The sequence below is a fragment of the Cutibacterium granulosum genome (assembly GCF_900186975.1).
GTDB classification, from domain to species: domain Bacteria; phylum Actinomycetota; class Actinomycetes; order Propionibacteriales; family Propionibacteriaceae; genus Cutibacterium; species Cutibacterium granulosum.
In genome coordinates, this window is record NZ_LT906441.1 from 253,710 (window position 1) to 273,397 (window position 19,688).

Consider the following 19,688-nt stretch of genomic DNA (forward strand, 5'->3'; position numbering starts at 1 on the left):
GACACAATTCGTCCGTGCAATCCTGCTTGGTCCTGGTAGCCCCGTCCGCCAACCACGTCTACGCCAATCAGGCTCCGCGTCTGGCGGCAGCCGAGTTGGCACTGTGCTGTCCACAGGTCCGTGGCGCCGAGCCGATCGTGCTCGCTGGGGTGGAGTGCATCGCACTGGAGATCGACGATGCCGAGCAACCACTGGCCCCGGCCGTCCTGCGGGCCGTCTCGCGGGCATCGGCCACCCTGGCGGCCTTCCAGCGGGAGGGCGAGCTGCTGCGTCCCATCGAGCTTCCCACCACCCATGTGCTGGATGAGGATCTGGTGACGATCCCCAAGTACCGCGGCAAGACCAACGAGCAGTTCACCCGACTGCTGCTCAACGTCACCCTGGCCGGGCTCTCCGGGGCGGCCGCAGCACGGCGTGACCAGGGGGCGCGGCTGGCGATCCTCGATCCGATGGCCGGGCGCGGCACCACCCTGCAGGAGGCCTGGCTGGCCGGGCACAACGGTTACGGGGTGGAGCTGGACGTCAAGGCCGTCGAGGCACTGGCCGCCCACATGACGACGTGGCTGCGTCACAAGCGTCTCAAACACACCTCACGCACCCACCCCGTGCGTCGGGACGGTCGGGTGTTGGGAAAGAAGTACGAGGCCGAACTGCGCCTGCCCAGTTCCGAACCACTGGAGATGGGCGTGTTCACCGGGGACACCCGCGACAGCGCCAAGCTCTGGGGGCGCAAGAAGTTCGACGCCGTCGTCGTTGACGCCCCCTACGGAGTGGTGCACGCAGCGACGTCCCGTCCTGCCGCGAAGGGGCCGGACGCCAAGGGCGGTGGGAAGGGGACCACCGCCGACAAGCGGCACGGTGGCCGTGACGGACGTTCCTCGGGTCGGGACCGCTCACCCGCCCAGCTGCTCGGCGAGTCGATCAGTGTGTGGGCCAGCCAGCTGCGCTCCGGCGGGGCCATGGGGATCTCGTGGAACACGTTCGGCCTGGCTCGGGAGGATCTGCTCGCCATGATGGCCGACGCTGGGCTGCAGCCGCTGGACGACGATCTGCACCGCGGGCTGGACCACCGGGTCGACTCGTCGATTCATCGCGACGTGGCAGTGGCCGTGAAGGCCACGGCCTGACGCCTCAGGATCCTGCCCCGCACGGACGATCCTGCCCCGAATGGTGCGGTGCTGCGCCACCGGGCACGTGCCGGCCCGACCGGCACAGCGACTGCTGGGAGGCACCCGCCACACGATCACTGACACCAGCCGGGTGAGTGCCGGTCCTTCGTGCCGTGTCTCGAACAGCCCATGTGGCTGGTCGGCAGGGGTGCCACAATGATCTCATGCACACCCTCTTGCTGATGCGCCATGCCCAGGCCGCTCCGATGGCAGCCACCGATCACGACCGTCCCCTCACGGCCTATGGTCGGCGTCAGGCCCACGAGATGGGGCTCCAACTTGCCGATCGCAGGATCGATCTCGCCATGGTCTCCAGCGCCCGACGCACCCAGCAGACCTTCGAGGAGCTGGAGGTGGACTGTCGCGTGGAGACCATGCGTGTGCTGTACGGTTGCACGGTGCCCACCATGCGGCAGCGAATCTCCGAGTCATTGGATGACGAGGTGAACACCTTGCTCGTCATCGCACACTCCCCGGCGATCCCGCAGTTGGCAGCACAGCTGTCCGCAGACCCGACGGACAGCCAGGGGCAGTCCATACTGTGTCACTACCCGCCGGCAACCCTCACCGAGATCGCGGTGGATGGGCCGTGGCGCGAGATCTCCGAGGAGTTCGCGACCAACACGTCACTGCGCGGGGTGTGGGAACCGCCGATGTGAGGCTCATCGCCTCACCCCGCCGATTCCAGATCCCGTTGGCTCAACGCTGCACGTAGACGGCGATGGTGCGCCCACCTGTGCACGTGACGAGTTCGTCGCCGGTGCAGGTGAGGTCATAACTGCGGTTCGAGGCGGGGCTGAACACCGTCATGTGGATCGTCCCGTGCGAGTGCGGCGGGAGCTGGGAGGCAGCGGCACGAGCCAGCTGGCAGGAGGCGCTGCCATCGCCCCAGACCGAGTCATCGCACTGACGCGCCGTCTCGGGGACGCTGGAGCCGCTGGGAGTGGGGCTCGGGGTGGCCGATGTCGTGGGTGTGTTGGACTCCTGCGTGGGCGTCGGGGAGGGAGAACTGCTCGATTCCTCGGCGCTCGATTCCTCGGCACTGGGGCTTGCAGAGGCAGCGGAGCTCGCAGAAGCAGTGGCCGATGGGCTGGAGGTCGGTGCGGGCGAGGACGCGACAGCAGGCGCGTTCGAGGTCGGGGCGCCGATGTCCGGCCCGGAACGCAGCAAGGCCCACACGACGACGATGAGCAGCAGGACTGCACTCGCCAGAACAATGGCAGCGATGGCGGGGGCGGAGAGCCGGTGCTGTTCCTCGGCATCGTCAACCTGGTCCTGCGTCGTGGACTCGTCGGCGGGAGGGGTGAAGCGCACCGGATCGGACTTCTGGGTGGCGAACACCGCGCTGTGTTCTGCCTCCGGGTCACGGAACCAGTCGTTGGGAAGATCCGGAATACGCTGCGTGGGGACATTGGGCGCCGAGGCGGGGGGTGTGGTGGGGGTGAGCACTCGGGTCTCGTCCCCGGGGGACACCGGCTCGCGAAGAACACGAGAGGTGGTCTCACTGAGATCAGGGGCAGGGTCGACGTCGTTCCTGGAGGCGGAGGATGCCGGTCGCGATCGATCATCGGAACCAGCTTGGCCAGCGGAGTCGCCCGAGGTGGGTCGTGTCTTGTCGTCCCCTTGGGCGGTGTCTGTCCGGGCAGCATCGTCGAACTGGGACGTGTCGCGCCTCGGGGAGCGACTGCCCAGCTGTGCGGACGTGTCGGAGTTTCCTCTCGCAGCTGCGGGGCGGTTGATGGCTCTGCGATCCATCTCGACCGTGGCGTCGGCGTCGAAGTGGGACGACTCGTCCTTGACCGGACGGACGCCGTCCGCACCGCCGTGCAGGGAACGCTCCAGGGATGGATCCGTCATACGTATTGCGCCGGGCAGACGAAGATCAAGGTTGCACCTTGGGCACGTCGTGTCCCGGGCCTGTACTGCAGACCCGCACCGCGCACAGAACATTCACACCTCCGTAGCCTTCCCGGCGCTGACCCTTGCGTCGCCGGGCGTCACCAAGGATATGTGATACCGCAGAATCAGTGTTCCGACGACTTGGCCACGTCGAGAATGGCTGATGTTGCAGCATCGGCACTGCGCACTGCACCTTCCATGTAGCCATTGAAGGTGGACGCGTACTCGGCACCAGCGAAGTACATGGACCCCAGTGGTTGGCCAATGACAGGGCCTGCTGCAGTCCACAATCCGGGCGCGAAGTGGGCGGCATGGCAGCCCTGGGTGTACTTCTCGGCCAGCCAGTCCCGATCGACGTAGTCGACTGGCTTTCGCGGTGCTGGGCCGAAGGCCCTCTCGATGGCCTCCTCGAAGATCCGTTGCCGCAGCGACACCGACAATTTTCCGTATCCGGAGGCTTCCCCACCCTCGAAGAAGCCCAGCAGGATGCCGTGATGCTCATCGTCAGAGGTGTCGAAGGTGATGCGCATGGCACCCTCGTTCCAACTCATCTGTCCAGAGAGCCCGCGATCCCGCCACCACGGCTCGTCGTAGACCAGAAACGCCTTGATGACGTTGCCGGCCGGGATCTTGTCGGCCATGTCGTAGCGTTCGGCCGGAAGGTCGGGCTCGAAGTCAATCGTCTTGAGCAACCGGGGCGGGGTGGTGAGGACGAGCGAGCTGCCCTCGAATCGGTCGCCCCCTTCGCAGGTGACGATGACATGCCCCTCGGCGTGTTCCACCCGCGTCACTGGAGTGGAGAGACGAATACGATCACCGAGGCCACGAGCCATCTCATCGGTCAGTTGCGCCAACCCACCCACGACTCGGGCCTGGCGTACCCCACCGCTGGTGACGACGTAGGACTCGAGATCGACGCCAGTACTCACCCGCTGCAGGGCGTTCTCCAAGGTGGTGATCTCGGGGTGGATCCCCAAGGCCTTCTCGACCAGCCGGGCAAAGTACCTGCGGCCACCCTCGGTACGCAGATTGACGTCCTGCCACTGCTGGAGACTCTGCCCGAGCCACCGATCATTCGCAGCAGCCCAGGTGGGATTGTCGGTCACCTTGCGAGCCAACCGGCGCAGTCGGAGCAACGCCTGACCTAGGTCGGAGAACTCGAATGGGCTGAGGTCGTCCTGGGCAGCAGGCTGTTCGACATGAATCTTCTTGGCCTTGCCCCCCAGACGCAGCACCATGTCCCCGTCGCCCGGTTCCACGGTTTGGAGCCCCTGGGCATCGATGAGGGCATGCATCTTCTCGTGCCCGGGTGAGACCCACTGGCCACCCATCTCGACGATGCGGCCATCCTTGAGGGCAATGTTCTCGACCCGGCCACCGACTCGGTCGCGAGCTTCCAGGACGACGATGTCCTTGCCCGCCGCGGACAAGGTGGTGGCGGCTTGCAGCCCGGCAAGGCCAGCTCCAACGATGATGGTGTCGTACATGGCTCTCCTCATGACCCGAAGGTGTCGGACGCGCGTGGACGCGGACTCGGCTGTCACGCAAGTTTATCGATAGCCGCTGCGCACCGGAACCCTGGGATGGGTACCTCTCGAAAAAGCATCATGGAACGACCGCAGGATCGAAGGACATTGAAGATGGAACTGTGCTGGCGACAGATCTGTGCACCCGACGACTCTGAGGTGGAACACGAGCGAGTAAAGGTATGGAGCCGTCGACGGGAATCGAACCCGTGACCTACGCTTTACGAGAGCGTCGCTCTACCATCTGAGCTACGACGGCCTGCCCGAGACGAGTCGGACCGGTCAAACTATACCGACGTTGGCGTCAAACGCGAAAACAACGGCGGCACAGGTCCGTGGCCCATGCAAACGAGAGTGCCACGGCAGCCCAGTACGTCCATTCCAAGATCGAACGCCGTGGCCCATGGAAGGGTGCCCCACCCCTCACAGCATCCCCACGATGGCAAAGCATCCAGCCCGCAAGCACCCCTACCCGGCAGTCCATCCCGGTATCGTCGGGGCATGACCGTTGATTCAGCGCGGGACAGCGCCAACCACCCCAACTCCGAGGTCGACGTCGTCGCCAATCGCTACTGGGATCGACTGGTGGAGGCCAGCCCCACCCTGGCGACCGACCTGGGTGCCGACGTGCGCCAGGACGAGTACGACGACTTCTCCCCCGCCGGCCTGGAACACACCTGCCAGTTGGCGGCCGACGCCCTGGTCGAGCTGGACCGGGCGACCCCCACCGACGAGGTCGACCGCGTCACCATCGCTGCGATGCGCTCGCTGCTGGGGCTGGAGATCGAGACCCACGACCACGGTTACGACCTGTTGAGCCTCAACGGCATCGAATCCGGTCTGCACGCAATTCGCCGTGTCTACGACGCCATGCCCACCGACACCCCGCAGCAGTGGCACACCATCGCTCGGCGTCTGCATGCGGTGCCCGATGCGGTGAACGGCTGGTTGGAGTCCCAGCGCGCCTCGGCTCGGGCCGGCGTGGCCCCAGCACGCCGTCAGGTGGATCTCCTGGTCGAACAGACCCGCTCCTGGGTAGCTGGCGGTGGGTTCTTCGACAACTACCTGGCCAACGCCACGACCGACCACGCAGAGCTGCCCACCGACATCAAGGATGAGCTGGCTGACGGCATCACAGTGGCCAAGGAAGCCTTCGGTGGGGCCAGCGAAATCCTGGCAGGCGAGATCGCCGAGCTTGCCACCGACCAGGACGCCGTGGGCATTGACCGGTATCAACTCGCCTCACGTGCCTTCCTGGGATCGGCGATCGACCTCGCCGAGACCTACGAATGGGGCAAGCAGGAGCTCGCTCGCATCGTCGAGCTGCAGCACCAGACGGCCGAGCGCATCAGGCCCGGGGCCAGCGTCGCCGAGGCCATGGCCGTTCTGGACGCCGACCCCGCCTACCAGATCCACGGCACCGACGCCCTGCGCGAGTGGATGCAGTCCAAGGCCGACGAGGCCATGGCGAACCTCGGCGACACCCATGTCGACATTCCCGAACCAGCCCGTCGCGTGGAAGGCATGATCGCCCCCACCCATGACGGCGGCGTCTACTACACCGGACCGTCCGACGACTTCTCCCGTCCGGGCCGAATGTGGTGGGCGGTGCCCGAGGGAGTCACCGATTTCACGACGTGGCGGGAGCTCACGACCGTGTACCACGAGGGGGTGCCGGGCCATCACCTGCAGATCTCCTCAGCCATCGCCCAGAAGGACACTCTCAACTCGTGGCGGCGGTTTGCCGGCCAGTCCGGTCCTATCGAGGGGTGGGCACTGTACGCCGAGTGGCTCATGGCCGATCTGGGGTACATGGACGATCCGGGCTACTTCATGGGGCTGCTGGACGGGCAGTCCCTGCGTGCAGCTCGCGTCGTGCTCGACATCGGCCTGCACTGCCAGTTCGAGGCCCCTGCCGAGGTCGGCGGTGGTGAATGGACCTGGGACAAGGCCTGGAGGTTCTTCAACAACCACGCCTCCATGGACGAGGCGACAGCACGCTTCGAATTGAACCGGTACTTCGGTTGGCCCGGCCAGGCCCCGGCCTACAAGATCGGTGAGCGCACCTGGCTGCAGACGCGTGCGGACTGCCGCGCCAAGAATCCCGACGGCTTCAGCCTCAAGGACTTCCACACTCGCGCCCTGGCCCTGGGAAGCCTGCCACTGGACCTGCTGCACGACACCGTGGTCGACACCGAACCCATGCCCTGATCGGCGATCATCTGGCTGCCGGTATCGCCAGTACCGTTGGGGAACCGCGCCCGGGTCTGCACGGCCCGGGCTGTCGGATCATTCCCACCTGGTCACCGCGTGCCCTGCCTCGGGGATTCTCACCCGTGTTCCAGGCACAACGTACCGACGTAACCGGTGTCATGGCTGAGCTCGGTACGCACCCGAACGCGTTCGGTGCCGTCGGGACAATCCCCGTTGGGTCCCACGACCGCCCGCACCGTACGGGCACCCTCCTCCTGACACGGCACGACTGGCACCCGTCCATTGTTGACGGTCTCACCGACGACCACGCACTTGCCGTCCCGCTGTTCGAGGTCCTCGTACGTACGATGCCGCCACACCCACTCCAGGACCAGGATGGCAAGCGCCAGAGACAGCGCAATCGTCGCTCTGACAATCCGCACCCGTGTCATGGCCTCATCTCCGATCGCCAACCTGTGAGCCCGATGCATCGTGAGCTGGACCCTGACCCCCGTATCCGTGGGGCACACAATCCGGCTCACCGAGCTTCGAGCTGTCCTGACAGCCTCACGTGGCGGGCGCCACGCGCGTCTACCACGGTAGCCGGTACCACCAAAAGTGACGACAGCGGCACGGACCCAGTGACCCAGGCGAGGTCGCAGAACAGATCAGCACTCAGTGGCTTGACACGGCGCGGATCCAGTGGCCCAGGACTGATCGCAGCTCACACCCGGTCGTCAGCAGATCTTTCCGTCCTTGGGGACCGTGCCGTCATTGATGTACCTGGTGACTGAATCCTTGAGGCACTGGTTGCCCAGGCTCCACGCCGAGTGGCCCGATCCCTTCCACGTCACCAGGACGGCGGACTCCAGCTGCTGCGCCATCCACTGGGCCTGCTGGTAGGGAGTTGCCGGGTCCCCGGTGACCCCCAGGACGACGATCGGCGCCGCGGCATGGGCCGTCAGTTTGAGCTGGGGTACTGGAGTCGTGCTCCACACCGCGCACACCGGATCGGCTCCCATCGCCTCACCCAGCAGCGGGGCCTTCCTCCTGGCCTCGTCCCAGTCCTGCCGTACCTCACTCATCCCGTCGTCACCGGTGTCCAGGCAGGAGATCGCCGGAAAGGCGTAGGCCGTTGGGTCATACTTGCCGCTCATGGGGTCTCGGCCGTACATGTAGCCTGCGGCTGCATACAGCTGGCTGCCGTCATGGTCGTTGAGGGCAGCGCTGAGCGCCCCGGCCAGCTGCTGGTAGCCCTGCCTGCCCAGGTAGAGGAACAGTGCGATGCCCGTTGCGGCGTCGGTCTCCGACAGCTTGGCCTGTTTGTTCACGGTACGCACCGTGAGACGCCTGCTTCCCAGGTGATCGAGAAAACCCTTGGTCTGGTCGACGATCTGGTCGGGAGTGCCCTTGAGCGGACAATGTGACCGCGGCTGAGCACACCACGTGGCGAACTCGTGGAACGACTTGTCGAAGACCTCCTGCTGACTCGGTGGTTCCTTGGTCGTGATGTTGACGGCCGAGTCGAGCACCATACGTCCGACTCGTTGCGGATACAGTTCGGCGTACATCGCTCCCAAGTACGTTCCGTAGGAGACGCCCAGATAGGTGAGCTTCTCATCACCCACCAGGTATCGCAGGTAGTCGAGGTCACGGGCCGAGTCGATGGACGAGACGTGGTCGAGCAGGGCCCCGGAAGCCTGCCGGCACTGCTGGGCGAAGGTTTTGGCGCCCGAGGTGAGCGCATTCCACTCGGCCTGACTGTGTGGGGTGAAATCCAGGGCGTGGAAGGCGTCGGTCTGGGCGTCTGTGCCGCACCGCACCGGAGTGGACTCCCCCGTGCCACGAGGGTCCCATCCGATGACGTCGTAGTCGGCGAACTGGTCAGTCTCGAAGGTGTCGAGCATCTCCTGGCCCGATCCACCGGGGCCGCCAGGGTTGAGGAAGAGCGTGGCCCCCTGTCCTTTGCCAGACCGATGCCCCTTGCCAGAGCCGTGTGCCTTGTCGGCTGCATGTTTCTTGAGTGCCAGGGTGATCGTCGGCCCCTCGGGATGGTCCCAGTCCAGTGGCACCTCGACCTTCGCACAGTACTTGTCGCCACACGGGTTCCAGGTGATGCGCTGTGTGAGGAACGAGTGCATCGTCCGACCGCTGGCAGGTTTCATGCCCTGGGGCATGGAACTCGGCACATTCAGCTTCCGACGATCGGGATTGCCGTGGTGATCAATGACCTTGTGCTGATTCGGGTCGAAGGACGCGACTGGTGGATCCGGCTGGCCCAGCGTCGGGGACGGGGCCACCGATGGCGTGCGTGCAGCATCCGTGGTGTACGGCTGCGAGTTGTTCGACGAACCACCGCAGGCAGTCAGTCCCAGGCACAGGCACGCACAGATCACTGTGATGATTCGACGGGCGTCACGTCTCATCGTCAAGGTCTCCCGGCAGCTTTCCCGCAGACCGGCCTCAGCGGACAACCCAGCTGGTCTGCGGAGCGGTCCTGCTCCTGTTGGGCGATCTGTTCGGCCGTCGCGGTGAAGTCGTCGTAGTAGGGGCTCTCGTAACGCAGGCAGCACATGAGGTGCCCGCACAGCCCGGTGACGGCCATGGGGTTGGAGCCGTGTCCCTGCTGGTTCGCCAGCCGGATCGAGATCGGCTCCACCTCGTTGAGGAACGTGCTGCAGCACAGCTGGTGGCCACACAGCCCGACTCCTCCGACGAGACGTGCAGGGTCGCGGCCGGTGACCTGCCGCAGATCCACTCGACTCGCCAGGGCGCGGGCCAGGTCCGGTACCAGCGCACGGAAATCCACCCGGTGAGCAGTGCGGTAGTACACCGCCACATGGGGAGCGTCACCCTCGACGAGATCGACGGCCAGCACCTGCATGTCAAGACCGTGTGCGGCAATGCGCTTCTTGACGAGCTCGGTCACCTCACTGCGACGCTGTCGGGCAGCGGCTGCGGCATCGAGCTGGGTGGGGCTGGCAAGCCCGGGGCACGTGGGCAGTGGCTCGTCGAGACGGACGTCCTGGGGACCCCACACGCATCGGGCCACCTCGTCGCCGTCGTCGGTGGGGTACAGCACCCAGTCGCCCAGGTGGACGTCCACCCCATCGACGGCCAGATGGTGCAGCTGGCCATGCTCGTGGAAGGCGACCGCGATGACTCGTGTCATGGTGGCCGTCAGCCCTTGAGGGCCTTCCTACGATCCCGTACCTTGCGTCGACCGGCGTCAATGGCCCAACCGCCACTGCCCAGGCAGAACAGCAGCAGACCGCAGGTGGTGAGGAGCAGCTCGAGCTCACCACGGAATCCCATGTCGTAGAAGAGGTTGAACCGCCCCCAATGGACGTAGATCAGGGACAGGGCGCCGATGGCTGCCAACGCCAGACCGGTGAATCGGGTGAACCAGCCCAGCAGCAGGGCCACGGCGATGAGGACCTCACCAATGCCGAGCACCCACACCAAGGAGCTGGCATGTGGCAGATTCGCTGCCTCGATGAGGTCGATCGTCGCACCACGATTCGTCAGGTGCTGATAGGCATGCACGCCCATGATGACTGCGAGCACCAGTCGGAACAGGAACAGGCCGATGGAGGCGAACGCCTTGTCCGTGGTGCGCTTGGGCAGCGGTTCGATGACGGGATCCGGCTCCTCGGTAGCCGGTACGGCGCCCAGGGCACGTTCTCGGTCGGCACGCTCACTGGCCCGACGCTCGGCCTCGGCACGGCGCCGAGCCCGCTGCTCGGCGTAGGAGGCGGTTTCGGGATCGGTCCTGGTGTAGGAGCCCAGGGTCTCGGTGCGATCGTGGTCGGCGTCGTCTTGCTGGTAGTCGCCAGCACCACGTGGACGCACGAGGGTGCGTTCCATGTCACCCGCGTCTCCTGCAGGAGAGATCACCCGCGTCTCCTCGGAGTTCGGGTCATCGCGGTACAGATCGTAGGTCGGGGCATCGGATGTGGCCACGGTCTGCTCGGCGTCACCTCGCAGACCCGATTCGGCCTCACGGGTGTCGGGCAGGGCGATGGTCTCGTTGAAATCGTCGACATCAGGCTCGTTGCGGCCACCGGGAAGAACGCGGGTCTCCTCGGCGCCTGGGTCAAAGGAGTCACCAGACGGCCTCTTGACTGCCTTGCTCACGTCAACACCTCACAATTCGTCGGTGGACCGGGGCATCACGTCCCAGTTCCCAATGCACAATCTGACTCATGCACATCCAGCTCGCGCACATCTGGCACATGTACAGTCGAGCACTGTGCCACTGTGCCACGGTGAGACCACCGCAAACGACAGTGACACGCGAACGGGGCGACAGATGAACTTCCTGCAGATCATTGCGGACCTGCAGATCGGTGTGGGGCAGATCGGTGCGGGTGAGCCCGCCAGCTGTGGGCAGGTCCAGCGCTGCTGGGACGAGTGACACCACCCCCCAGCGTCTTGTCCACACCGCTGATGGCGATGAGCATCGTCTCCATGGCCAGCAGGGGGGCCACATTGGACTCCAGCGACTTCCGGGTGCCCAGGATCGCGTCGATCCGGTGCACGGTCTGCGCCGGGCTGCTCGACTCGGCCATCTGATGGATCTGCCGACTGAACTCGGCGTTGACGAGCCTGGGACCCGACAGCGCAGCCTCGTCCTCGACAGGCACCGCTGCGGTCTGGACGGCAAGAACATCCCGATAGAACGTGGTCAGCTCGGTGAGGACGCGGTCCAGGGCGTCACGTCGCATTCGTTTCGTGCGCGCCTTCTGCTCACTCTCAAGATCCCTGATGGCTGCCTGGGCGTTGCGGGCCCGTGCCCCCTTGGTGTCAAGTCCCAGGGCACGTTCCAGCTTGGCACGTTCCCTGGCGTCGAGCTCGGCAGTGACAGTGCTGACCTCGGCATCGGCATCCTCGTCCAACCGTCGTGCTGCCTCCAAGCAGTCACCCAGCGTGTGCAGTTCGGTGGGCAGACTGAGGATCCAGACACGTCGGTTGCGAGCCTCCTCGTTGCGGGCCAGGGCTCGTGCACGTCCGATGTGCCCCTGCGCGGCACGGGCTGCCGAGGCAGCCAGGGTTGGATCGGCACCGTCGCGGCGCACCAGCAGGTCGGCAACCGCCGCATCGCGGGGGGTGGCCAGATGCAGCCGCCGGCACCGCGAACGAATTGTGATGATGACGTCCTCGGCGGTGGGTGCGCACAGGATCCACACCGTGCGCGGGGCAGGCTCCTCGATGGCCTTGAGCAGGGCGTCGGCTCCACGCTCGGTGACGCGGTCGGCGTCCTCGACGACGATGACCTGACGTCTGCCACGGCTGGGGCTCATCGTTGCCTTGACGACGAGGTCGCGTACCTCCTTGACCGTGATCGACAAGGTCTCGGTACGCACCATCGTCACGTCGGGGTGCGACCCGGCCAGAACGGTACGGCAGGAATTGCACTGCCCACAGCCGCCGTCGTCACACTCCAGGGCGGCGGCAAAGGCCCGGGCGGCGTTGGAACGTCCAGATCCCGGCGGTCCGGTGAGCAGCCAGGCATGGCTCATGGCGTGCGGCTGGGCAGTCACGGCCCGGCGCAACACCCGCACCGCGTTCTCCTGACCGACGAGGTCGGCCCACACCCCGGTGAGCAGCTCACTCGACTGGTTGGCAGGATTCGACTGGCTGGCAGGAGCCGATTCGGCGTCGGGACTCATCTGATTGGTCACAGTCATGACTCACCTGCCTTGCACGGCCCGGTTGTCTCCTGCTGGAAGGGGTCCACCCCGCCATGATCCATCGTACCGGGGGCCTCGATATCCCTGCCAGCCAGCAGTGACACCCGCTGGAGCACCTGGGCGGCGATCTGTTCAGCCGTCAGCTGTGCGGGGACGACCAGGTACCGGCCGCCGCCACGACGGGCCAACTCCAGGAAGTTGTCCCGTACTCGTCGGTGGAACTCATCGCCGGCAGACTCCATACGGTCCCGGTTGTCCATACGTTCGGCTGCGGTGACCGGATCGACGTCGAGCAGCACTGTGAGATCGGGGACCAGACCATCGGTCGCCCATCCAGCCAGCCGCGCCACCTCGTCGACGCTCAGGGCACGACCCGCTCCCTGGTAGGCAATGGTGGAATCGACATATCGATCACTGACGACGATCCTGCCCTGTTCGAGGGCCGGTCGAACCACCTCGGCAAGATGCTGTGCCTTGTCAGCGTTGTAGAGCAGGGCCTCTGCCTTGGGGCTGATCTCACCGGAGTCAGGGCTGAGCACGAGGTGACGAATCTGCCCGCCCAACCAGGTGTCTCCCGGTTCACGAGTGGTGAGGACGTCGTGGCCGCACTGCTGCAACGCAGTGCACAGCAGATTGACCTGGGTGGTCTTGCCGGCTCCGTCACCACCCTCGAAGACGATGAACAGACCTCGGGCGGGGCCAGCACCGCGCCGAACCTCCTGACCGCCATCGGCGTCGCTGCGAGAGACGGCACCGGGATCGGTGCGCTCGTGCGAGGGGATCATGCCTTCACCACCTTGCGCAGTTTGGATCGGAGTTTGGGCCAGTCATCGGCGAATCCAGCTCGCAGCCGCCGTTGCACGACGATTCTGCGTTCCGTCTCTCGTCCTGCCTCGTAGGCAGCCATGGGGGTCATGTGGGAGATGTCACTGGGGGTGGGGGAATCGATGACCGATCCGGTTCCCGCCATGGCATCGGCGATTCGCCCCAGACGACGCTTGATGCGATGCGCACGTCTGCTGTGCGGCACCACCTGGGCCACGTTCATGGCATGATGCACGACGCGTCGGGCCCGCTGCCAAGTGCAGTCGTCGTCAATCGTCAACTGGGAGCAGCGTTGCATGACGGCTTCCACTGCCTTGTCGAGTTGGGCGTCGAGCAGCTCCTGGACCGGTTGGGCAGGATCGACGACCAGGCGCGGGCCGCGGGCAGCCACCACCAGGAAGTCCAGCATCCGGAAATAACTCTCTGGCAGGAGGTGGACGCTCACCTCGTCAGGGTTGAGCTGCAGCAAGGGCTCCACCCTCGTCTCCAGCTCCTCGGCCCACTGCGGGTCGAGGATTCCCGACAGGCCGTCAACGGTCTGCTGCAGATTGACGATCTGGGAGAGCAGGCCGTCGATGGGGCCGTGCAGTTCGTCATGGATCCCCGCGCCATCAGCGGTGTCGACCGGATCGGATCCCAGGCCGAGCAATTCGTCATCCCGGCGAGCGCCCAACGCCGTGGCAGCCTCGCCATGATGCGTCGGATGATCGCCGAAATCCATCCCCTGACTACGCGCAGACAGGTCTGACTCGACGATCCGTCGCAGACAGGTGTGCAACTCGTCGGAGACGAAGGCGTCGATCTTGGTGGCGATGTGGCGTGGTGGCAAGGGGTAGTCCGACAGCACCCCGGCCCCAGCCCCGAGATGTTCGATGACCGAAGGGTGGGACTGCACCGGAGTGCCTCCCAGGGCAAGGATCCGGTTGGTCACCCACTCGTGCTGGGCAGCTGTCGGATCGACCTGAGGGGTGATGGTGATCTCCCGTACCCGGCTGGTCGTCACCCCGGACTGTGTGACGGTGATGCGGTCATCGCGAATGATCGCCGTCGTCTCGTCGTGGTCGTCCTTCATGGCCAGTTCGACACGCTGGCAGGTGAGTGCGGCCACCGGGGCCAGTGGCACTCCCCGGAGGAAGGGTTTGATGAGGCAGATGTAGTCCCGCGGCAGGTCGCCGACCATCCCCAGGGCGACGGAGTGGTCGACAGGTAGCCACGGCTGCCAGATCGGGGCATCCATGTACCACTCGCCAATTCCCTCGATGACTCGATGGGCGAGCACGACACCGGCTCGCAGCAGACGGCGATCGGTGGAGTCGAGCAGGGTGATGTCCGAGGTGAAGGAGTAGCTGGTTCCCCGGTCCACCAGAACGTCCAGGCCCAACTCAGGATTGGTCAGAACGGGCCGGTCCGCGGCCCAGGCCAATTCGTAGCGAAACGGTTCGATGGACCCCATGTCACTCCCCTGATCCACTCGATCTGTCACTGACCGGACGCGCCGGAGGCCGCCGCAGATGTCGTCCTGCCCGTGGCAGGGGCCTTCTTCGACGACGTGGATCCGGCGGGGCTGGCGGCCGACTTCTGCGCAGAAGATGTCTTACTCTTCGACGACGCGCTGGAGCCGGTCTTCTTGGTGCTGGTCGAGGTCTTCCTCTTCGTGGTCGTCCTGCGCTTCGTGGTCGTCCTGCGCCGGGCGCTGGGACCCTTGGCGCGTTTCTCGGCCAACAACTCCTGTGCCCGCTCGGGAGTGATCTGGTCGACCGAGTCCTCCTTGCGCAGGGTGGCGTTGGTCTTGCCATCGGTGACGTAGGGGCCGAATCGGCCGTCCTTGACGACGATGGGCAATTTCGAGTTGGGATCCTCACCGAGTTCCCGGAGCGGCGGTTTGGCGGCAGCTCGACCACGCTTCTTGGGCTGGGCGTAGATGGCCAGTGCCTCATCGGTGGTGATGGTGAAGATCTGCTCCTCACTGGTGAGGGAGCGGGAATCCGTACCCTTCTTGAGGTAGGGGCCGTAACGTCCGTTCTGTGCGGTGATCTCCACACCCTCGGGGTCGGTGCCGACCACCCGTGGCAGTGACAGCAGCTTGAGTGCCTGCTCCAGGGTGACGGTCTGTAGGTCCATCGACTTGAACAGCGAAGCGGTGCGCGGCTTGACCTTGCCCTTGCCGGACCTTCCCTTGCCAGCCTGGGCGTCGTCGAGCACCTCGGTGACGTAGGGACCGAACCGACCACTCTTGGCGACGATCGGACGGTGCGTCGTCGGGTCCAGGCCCAGCTCGCGCTCCGCACCGTTGGGGGTGGCCAGCAGCTCGGTGGCCACCTCGACGGTGAGCTCGTCGGGGGGAAGGTCGTCGGGCACATTGGCCCGTTTCTCGTCGGTGGTCTCGACGTAGGTGCCGTATCGACCGACGCGCACGACGATCCCGGAGTCGTCGGGCCCCACCGGGAAGGTGCTGAGCTCGCGGGCATTGATGTCACCCAGCTCGGTGACGAGGTCGTGCAGACCTTCGTGCCCGTCGGTGGGGTTGAGGGTGTCGTCCTCGGCCGAACCGAAGTAGAACTGCGAGAGGATCGTGACTCGATCAGCGTCACCACGGGCGATCTCGTCGAGGGTGCCCTCCATCTCGGCGGTGAACTCGTAGTCGACGAGGTTGCCGAAGTGATCCTCCAGCAGCCGTGTGACGGCGAACGCCAACCAGGTGGGCACCAGCGCCTGCCCCTTCTTGAAGACGTAGTCCCGGCTGGTGATGGTACGGATGATCGACGCGTAGGTCGACGGACGGCCGATCTCCAACTCCTCGAGTTTGGCGACCAGACTGGGCTCGGTGTACCGAACTGGCGGACGGGTGTCGTGACCAGCGGGTTCCACGGCGCGGCAGGTGAGATCCTGGCCCTCCGTGAGCTGCGGCAGTCGCTTCTGGGCATCGTCGGAGGCACCCTCGTCGACCGACTCGACGTAGGCGCGCAGGAACCCCCGGAAGGTGATGGTGCGTCCCGAGGCGGTGAAGGTCGCCTGCGACACGTCCTCGGCTCCCGGCACCGATATGGGGGAGCTGGGGGTGGCGTCGATGGTGACGCTCAGGGTCTCGCCCTTGGCATCGGCCATCTGGGAGGCCAGGGTACGCATCCAGATGAGCTCGTAGAGACGGAACTGATCGCCTGACAGCCCGGTCTGGGCCGGGGTGCGAAAGTGCTCACCGGCAGGACGGATCGCCTCGTGAGCCTCTTGGGCGTTCTTCATCTTTGAGGTGTAGACCCTCGGCTTGTCAGGCACGTTCTGCTTGCCGTAGAGCTCGATCGCCTGGTTGCGGGCAGCGCTGATCGCCTCATTGGACAGGGCGACCGAGTCGGTACGCATGTAGGTGATGAAGCCACCCTCGTAGAGCTGCTGGGCGACGCGCATCGTCCGGTCCGCGGTGAAACCGAGTTTGCGGCCAGCTTCCTGCTGCATCGTCGTGGTGCGGAACGGGGCATAGGGACGGCGGGTGTACGGCTTGGCCTCGACGTCGGTGACGGCATATCCGGCCTTCTCCAGCCCGGCGGCGATGGTTCTGGCACTGGACTCGTCAAGATGGCGCAGGTCGGTTGCGGCGAGTTCACCGTGGGAGGTGAAGTCACGTCCTACGGCAATCCGAACGCCGTCCAGACGCACCAGCCGGGCCGTGAAGTCTTGGCTGTCCTCGGCTGCCAAGGTGGCCGCCATGTTCCAGTAGTTGGCGCTGGTGAAGGCGATACGTTCCCGCTCCCGGTCCACCACGAGCCTGGTGGCGACCGACTGGACGCGTCCGGCCGACAGTTTCGGCTTGACCTTCTTCCACAGCACCGGGGAGACCTCGTAGCCGTAGAGCCGATCGAGAATACGTCTGGTCTCCTGGGCGTTGACAAGGTCGTCGTCGAGTTCCCGAGTGTCCTCGACGGCCTCGAGGATGGCTTTCTCGGTGATCTCGTTGAAGACCATCCGCTTCACCGGCACCTTGGGTTTGAGCTCGTCGAGCAGGTGCCAGGCGATTGCCTCTCCCTCGCGGTCACCATCGGTGGCGAGGTAGAGCTCGTCGGCCTCCTTGAGCAGCCCCTTGAGCTCTCGAATCGTCGACTTCTTCTCCGTGGGCACGACGTAGATCGGTGCGAACTCGTGATCGATGTCCACACCGGTGCGCGCCCACGGCTGCCCCTTGTACTTCGCCGGGACCTGGGACGAGCTCGTCGGGAGGTCACGGATGTGCCCCTGGCTGGCCCGCACGACGTACTTGGGTCCCAGATATCCGCCAATCATCGTCGCCTTGTGGGGAGACTCGACGATGACAAGACTCTTGGTGGCTGCCATACCTGACTTCCATCTCCTAGCTCGACAACTGCAAGGCACCGAGCACCCCGCCCGGCTCTCGCAATACCCTGTGGTGACCATACCTGCTGGCTCGGAAAACTGTGTCACACGACACGTCGGTGACATCTGCGGGAGCCGTGCCCACACAGCCCACGAGGTGGGAGTTCGCTGCCCCCGTCCAGCGACATGTCGTCATCTGCCACTGCGGGCCACGCGCACCATGGTGAGTCGTGGGTGTGGACAGTGAATCGTGGGTGTGGGCGAGGGCCAATTGCCGACGATCCGTGCGGCAACGGGCCTTCGTCATGAGAGAAAACCCTCCCGCAGACATTGCCGTACCAGTGGCAGGGTCTGCTCGCGCACCTGCTGTGGGGAGTCGCCGAGGATGCTCGCCACGGTGTCGATGAGTACCCCCAACGGCAGTTGCCCGTCGCAGGCTCCCAGCACCCCACCGGAGGCCGTCGCCACCTCCACGGCGCGGCACATCCCCTCCCGCTGACGCAGGACGACGTGCTGCGGATCAGCCGATCCTGGTTGGCCGGTCTGTTCCTGGACCACGTCGTCACGCAGGGTCCATGCGCTGGCGAGCAACTTTTCATCAGGTAGCAGAGCGGCTGACACACCGGGCTGATGGGCTGTGACGGCATCGGCAACGGGCTGGTTGACCTGCCAGGGCCACTGCTCAAAGGACAGGTCCGGGGTGGATCGTCCTGCCATGGTGAGGGTGATCCACCCCATGGACACCCCGGTGATGTGCTGCTGGGCGAAGTAGTCCAACCATGCGTCGTACTTGGGGCGCCACTGCGGCGTTCCATCCAACCCAGCATCGGTGAGCCAGGTCTCGATGTACTGGTGGACGTCGAGATGGTCACGTTCGACGACCCACAGATCGGCGCCCGTGCCCTCGACCCAGGTGGCGAGCCTGTCCTGCCAGGGTTGACCGTCCACCTGTGCCCAGTTGGCGAGCACCTGCAGAGCGCCTCCCTCGTTGAGGCGGGCTGGTGCACCGCGAACCACCGATTCGACGAGCGCGTCACCCTCGAGTCCACCGTCACGGTAGACCAGTCGAGCACCATGTTCCTCTGGCGGACTCATGACGTAGGGCGGGTTGGAGACGATGAGATCGAAGCGAGTGTCCATGGGCTCGTAGAGCGACCCGGATCGCAGATCGACCTGATCCTCCACACCGCTGAGTTGCGTTGCGAGTGCGGCCATCTGCAGGGCTCGGGGATTGACGTCCGTGGCCACGACGCGGTTCGCATGGCCAGCCAGCAGCAGGGACTGCACACCACATCCGCAGCCCAGATCCAGGGCAGTGTCCACCGGGGTGCGCATCGTCATCTGCGCCAAACTCATCGAGGCTGGGCTGGCGCCCAGGACGTGGTCGGGGCGTGTTGGACGTATGTCGTGGTTCAGTCCGGGGGCATGATCGCAGACAACCCAGCCGGTGGCACCGTCCAGCAGGTCAATGGGTCGCACACTCACCAAGGCCCGGGCCCGGCTCGCCTCGACGCCGAGGATGCCCACCCGGCACAGCTCGTCAACAGGCACCTCGGTCAGCTGACGGATCGGCACGGGCAGGTGCAAATACCACAACCTGATGAACTGGGCCAGCAGATCGTCCCGGGAGCCAAGGGTGTGTTCCGCAGCCACACCGACGCCGCGCTCCAAGCCTTTGCGGCCAGCCTCCCCCACTGCCGAGGCGACTCCCGCGCGGGTGTAGTCGTTGTCGATGAACAGGTGACGCAGTGCTGCCGCCTGGTTCTCCTCAAGCATCATCGTCATGGTCACATCCTGCCCTTTCCGCTCGCACACTCCCCGCGTCACCTCGTACCTTCTCCAGCAGGTGTCCCCTGCCGCCGCGCAGGTTTCCTCTGGCCACCTGCCGTCCTTCCCTCGCCGCTGGTTTCGCCCCAACTCGTCGTTTCTTCCCATCGTGCACGCCCCATGGCTTCGCAGAATTGGCTCTGCCGTCAGCGCCCTGTCGTCAGCACTTATGGTTCGGCCCCACCCGGTCCCGACGACCACGACCCAGGCGTCTGTCCCCTCATCGTTCACCA

At 65.5% G+C, this 19,688-nt stretch carries 13 protein-coding genes, 1 tRNA gene and 1 pseudogene; 3 read left to right on the forward strand and 12 right to left on the reverse strand.

The window, feature by feature from the left end; genetic code table 11:
* Positions 1-14: 14 nt before the first annotated feature.
* Together CKV91_RS01180 and CKV91_RS01185 are read left to right on the forward strand one after the other, a co-directional pair.
* On the forward strand, positions 15-1,127 hold the full coding sequence (locus CKV91_RS01180; RefSeq protein ID WP_065860380.1) for a TRM11 family SAM-dependent methyltransferase: 1,113 nt from the start codon (positions 15-17) through the stop codon (positions 1,125-1,127).
* Between the two features lie 206 nt (positions 1,128-1,333).
* On the forward strand, positions 1,334-1,828 hold the full coding sequence (locus tag CKV91_RS01185) for a SixA phosphatase family protein (RefSeq protein ID WP_021104038.1): 495 nt from the start codon (positions 1,334-1,336) through the stop codon (positions 1,826-1,828).
* A 40-nt stretch (positions 1,829-1,868) separates the two neighbouring features.
* On the opposite strand, the gene CKV91_RS01190 is transcribed toward CKV91_RS01185, so the two are convergent.
* From CKV91_RS01190 to CKV91_RS01200, 3 genes are all read right to left on the reverse strand, one after another.
* Positions 1,869-3,026 carry a hypothetical protein gene (locus tag CKV91_RS01190; RefSeq protein WP_021104037.1) on the reverse strand — a complete coding sequence of 386 codons (1,158 nt, stop codon included), beginning with the start codon at positions 3,024-3,026 and terminating at the stop codon, positions 1,869-1,871.
* 167 nt (positions 3,027-3,193) lie between these two features.
* Positions 3,194-4,555: a flavin monoamine oxidase family protein gene (locus tag CKV91_RS01195; RefSeq protein WP_021104036.1), complete on the reverse strand. Its 1,362-nt coding sequence runs from the start codon at positions 4,553-4,555 to the stop codon at positions 3,194-3,196.
* A 222-nt stretch (positions 4,556-4,777) separates the two neighbouring features.
* Positions 4,778-4,853, reverse strand: a tRNA-Thr gene (locus CKV91_RS01200).
* A gap of 242 nt (positions 4,854-5,095) precedes the next feature.
* Here CKV91_RS01200 and CKV91_RS01205 point away from each other — a divergent pair.
* Positions 5,096-6,805 (forward strand): DUF885 domain-containing protein, encoded by a 1,710-nt coding sequence (locus CKV91_RS01205; protein ID WP_021104035.1) that lies wholly within the window; start codon positions 5,096-5,098, stop codon positions 6,803-6,805.
* 119 nt (positions 6,806-6,924) lie between these two features.
* Here the strand turns inward: CKV91_RS01205 and CKV91_RS01210 are convergent, their stop codons facing one another.
* The 9 genes and pseudogenes from CKV91_RS01210 to CKV91_RS01250 all read right to left on the reverse strand — a co-directional run bounded on the left by CKV91_RS01210 (position 6,925) and on the right by CKV91_RS01250 (position 19,413).
* Positions 6,925-7,230 (reverse strand): hypothetical protein, encoded by a 306-nt coding sequence (locus CKV91_RS01210; protein WP_036903398.1) that lies wholly within the window; start codon positions 7,228-7,230, stop codon positions 6,925-6,927.
* A gap of 294 nt (positions 7,231-7,524) precedes the next feature.
* Entirely contained in the window at positions 7,525-9,015 is a 1,491-nt protein-coding gene (locus CKV91_RS01215; protein WP_036957021.1) for an alpha/beta hydrolase, read from the reverse strand.
* A 200-nt stretch (positions 9,016-9,215) separates the two neighbouring features.
* Positions 9,216-9,881 (reverse strand): regulatory iron-sulfur-containing complex subunit RicT, encoded by a 666-nt coding sequence (gene ricT, locus CKV91_RS01220; protein WP_374048639.1) that lies wholly within the window; start codon positions 9,879-9,881, stop codon positions 9,216-9,218.
* 86 nt (positions 9,882-9,967) lie between these two features.
* On the reverse strand, positions 9,968-10,924 hold the full coding sequence (locus tag CKV91_RS01225; protein WP_095140911.1) for a DoxX family protein: 957 nt from the start codon (positions 10,922-10,924) through the stop codon (positions 9,968-9,970).
* Positions 10,925-11,115: 191 nt separating this feature from the next.
* A complete protein-coding gene (locus tag CKV91_RS01230; protein ID WP_095141047.1) occupies positions 11,116-12,459 on the reverse strand; it encodes a DNA polymerase III subunit delta' in 1,344 nt (447 codons plus the stop codon).
* Between the two features lie 104 nt (positions 12,460-12,563).
* Positions 12,564-13,265: pseudogene (gene tmk / locus CKV91_RS01235) on the reverse strand (dTMP kinase); the annotation flags it as partial.
* The gene (locus CKV91_RS01240; RefSeq protein WP_065860550.1) at positions 13,262-14,758 is read right to left on the reverse strand and encodes a hypothetical protein; all 1,497 of its coding nucleotides are present in this window, start codon (positions 14,756-14,758) and stop codon (positions 13,262-13,264) included. The gene CKV91_RS01240 and the pseudogene tmk, both read right to left, overlap by 4 nt.
* A gap of 26 nt (positions 14,759-14,784) precedes the next feature.
* On the reverse strand, positions 14,785-17,628 hold the full coding sequence (gene topA / locus CKV91_RS01245; protein ID WP_065860375.1) for a type I DNA topoisomerase: 2,844 nt from the start codon (positions 17,626-17,628) through the stop codon (positions 14,785-14,787).
* Between the two features lie 303 nt (positions 17,629-17,931).
* The gene (locus CKV91_RS01250; protein ID WP_065860374.1) at positions 17,932-19,413 is read right to left on the reverse strand and encodes a methyltransferase; all 1,482 of its coding nucleotides are present in this window, start codon (positions 19,411-19,413) and stop codon (positions 17,932-17,934) included.
* Positions 19,414-19,688 lie beyond the last annotated feature (275 nt).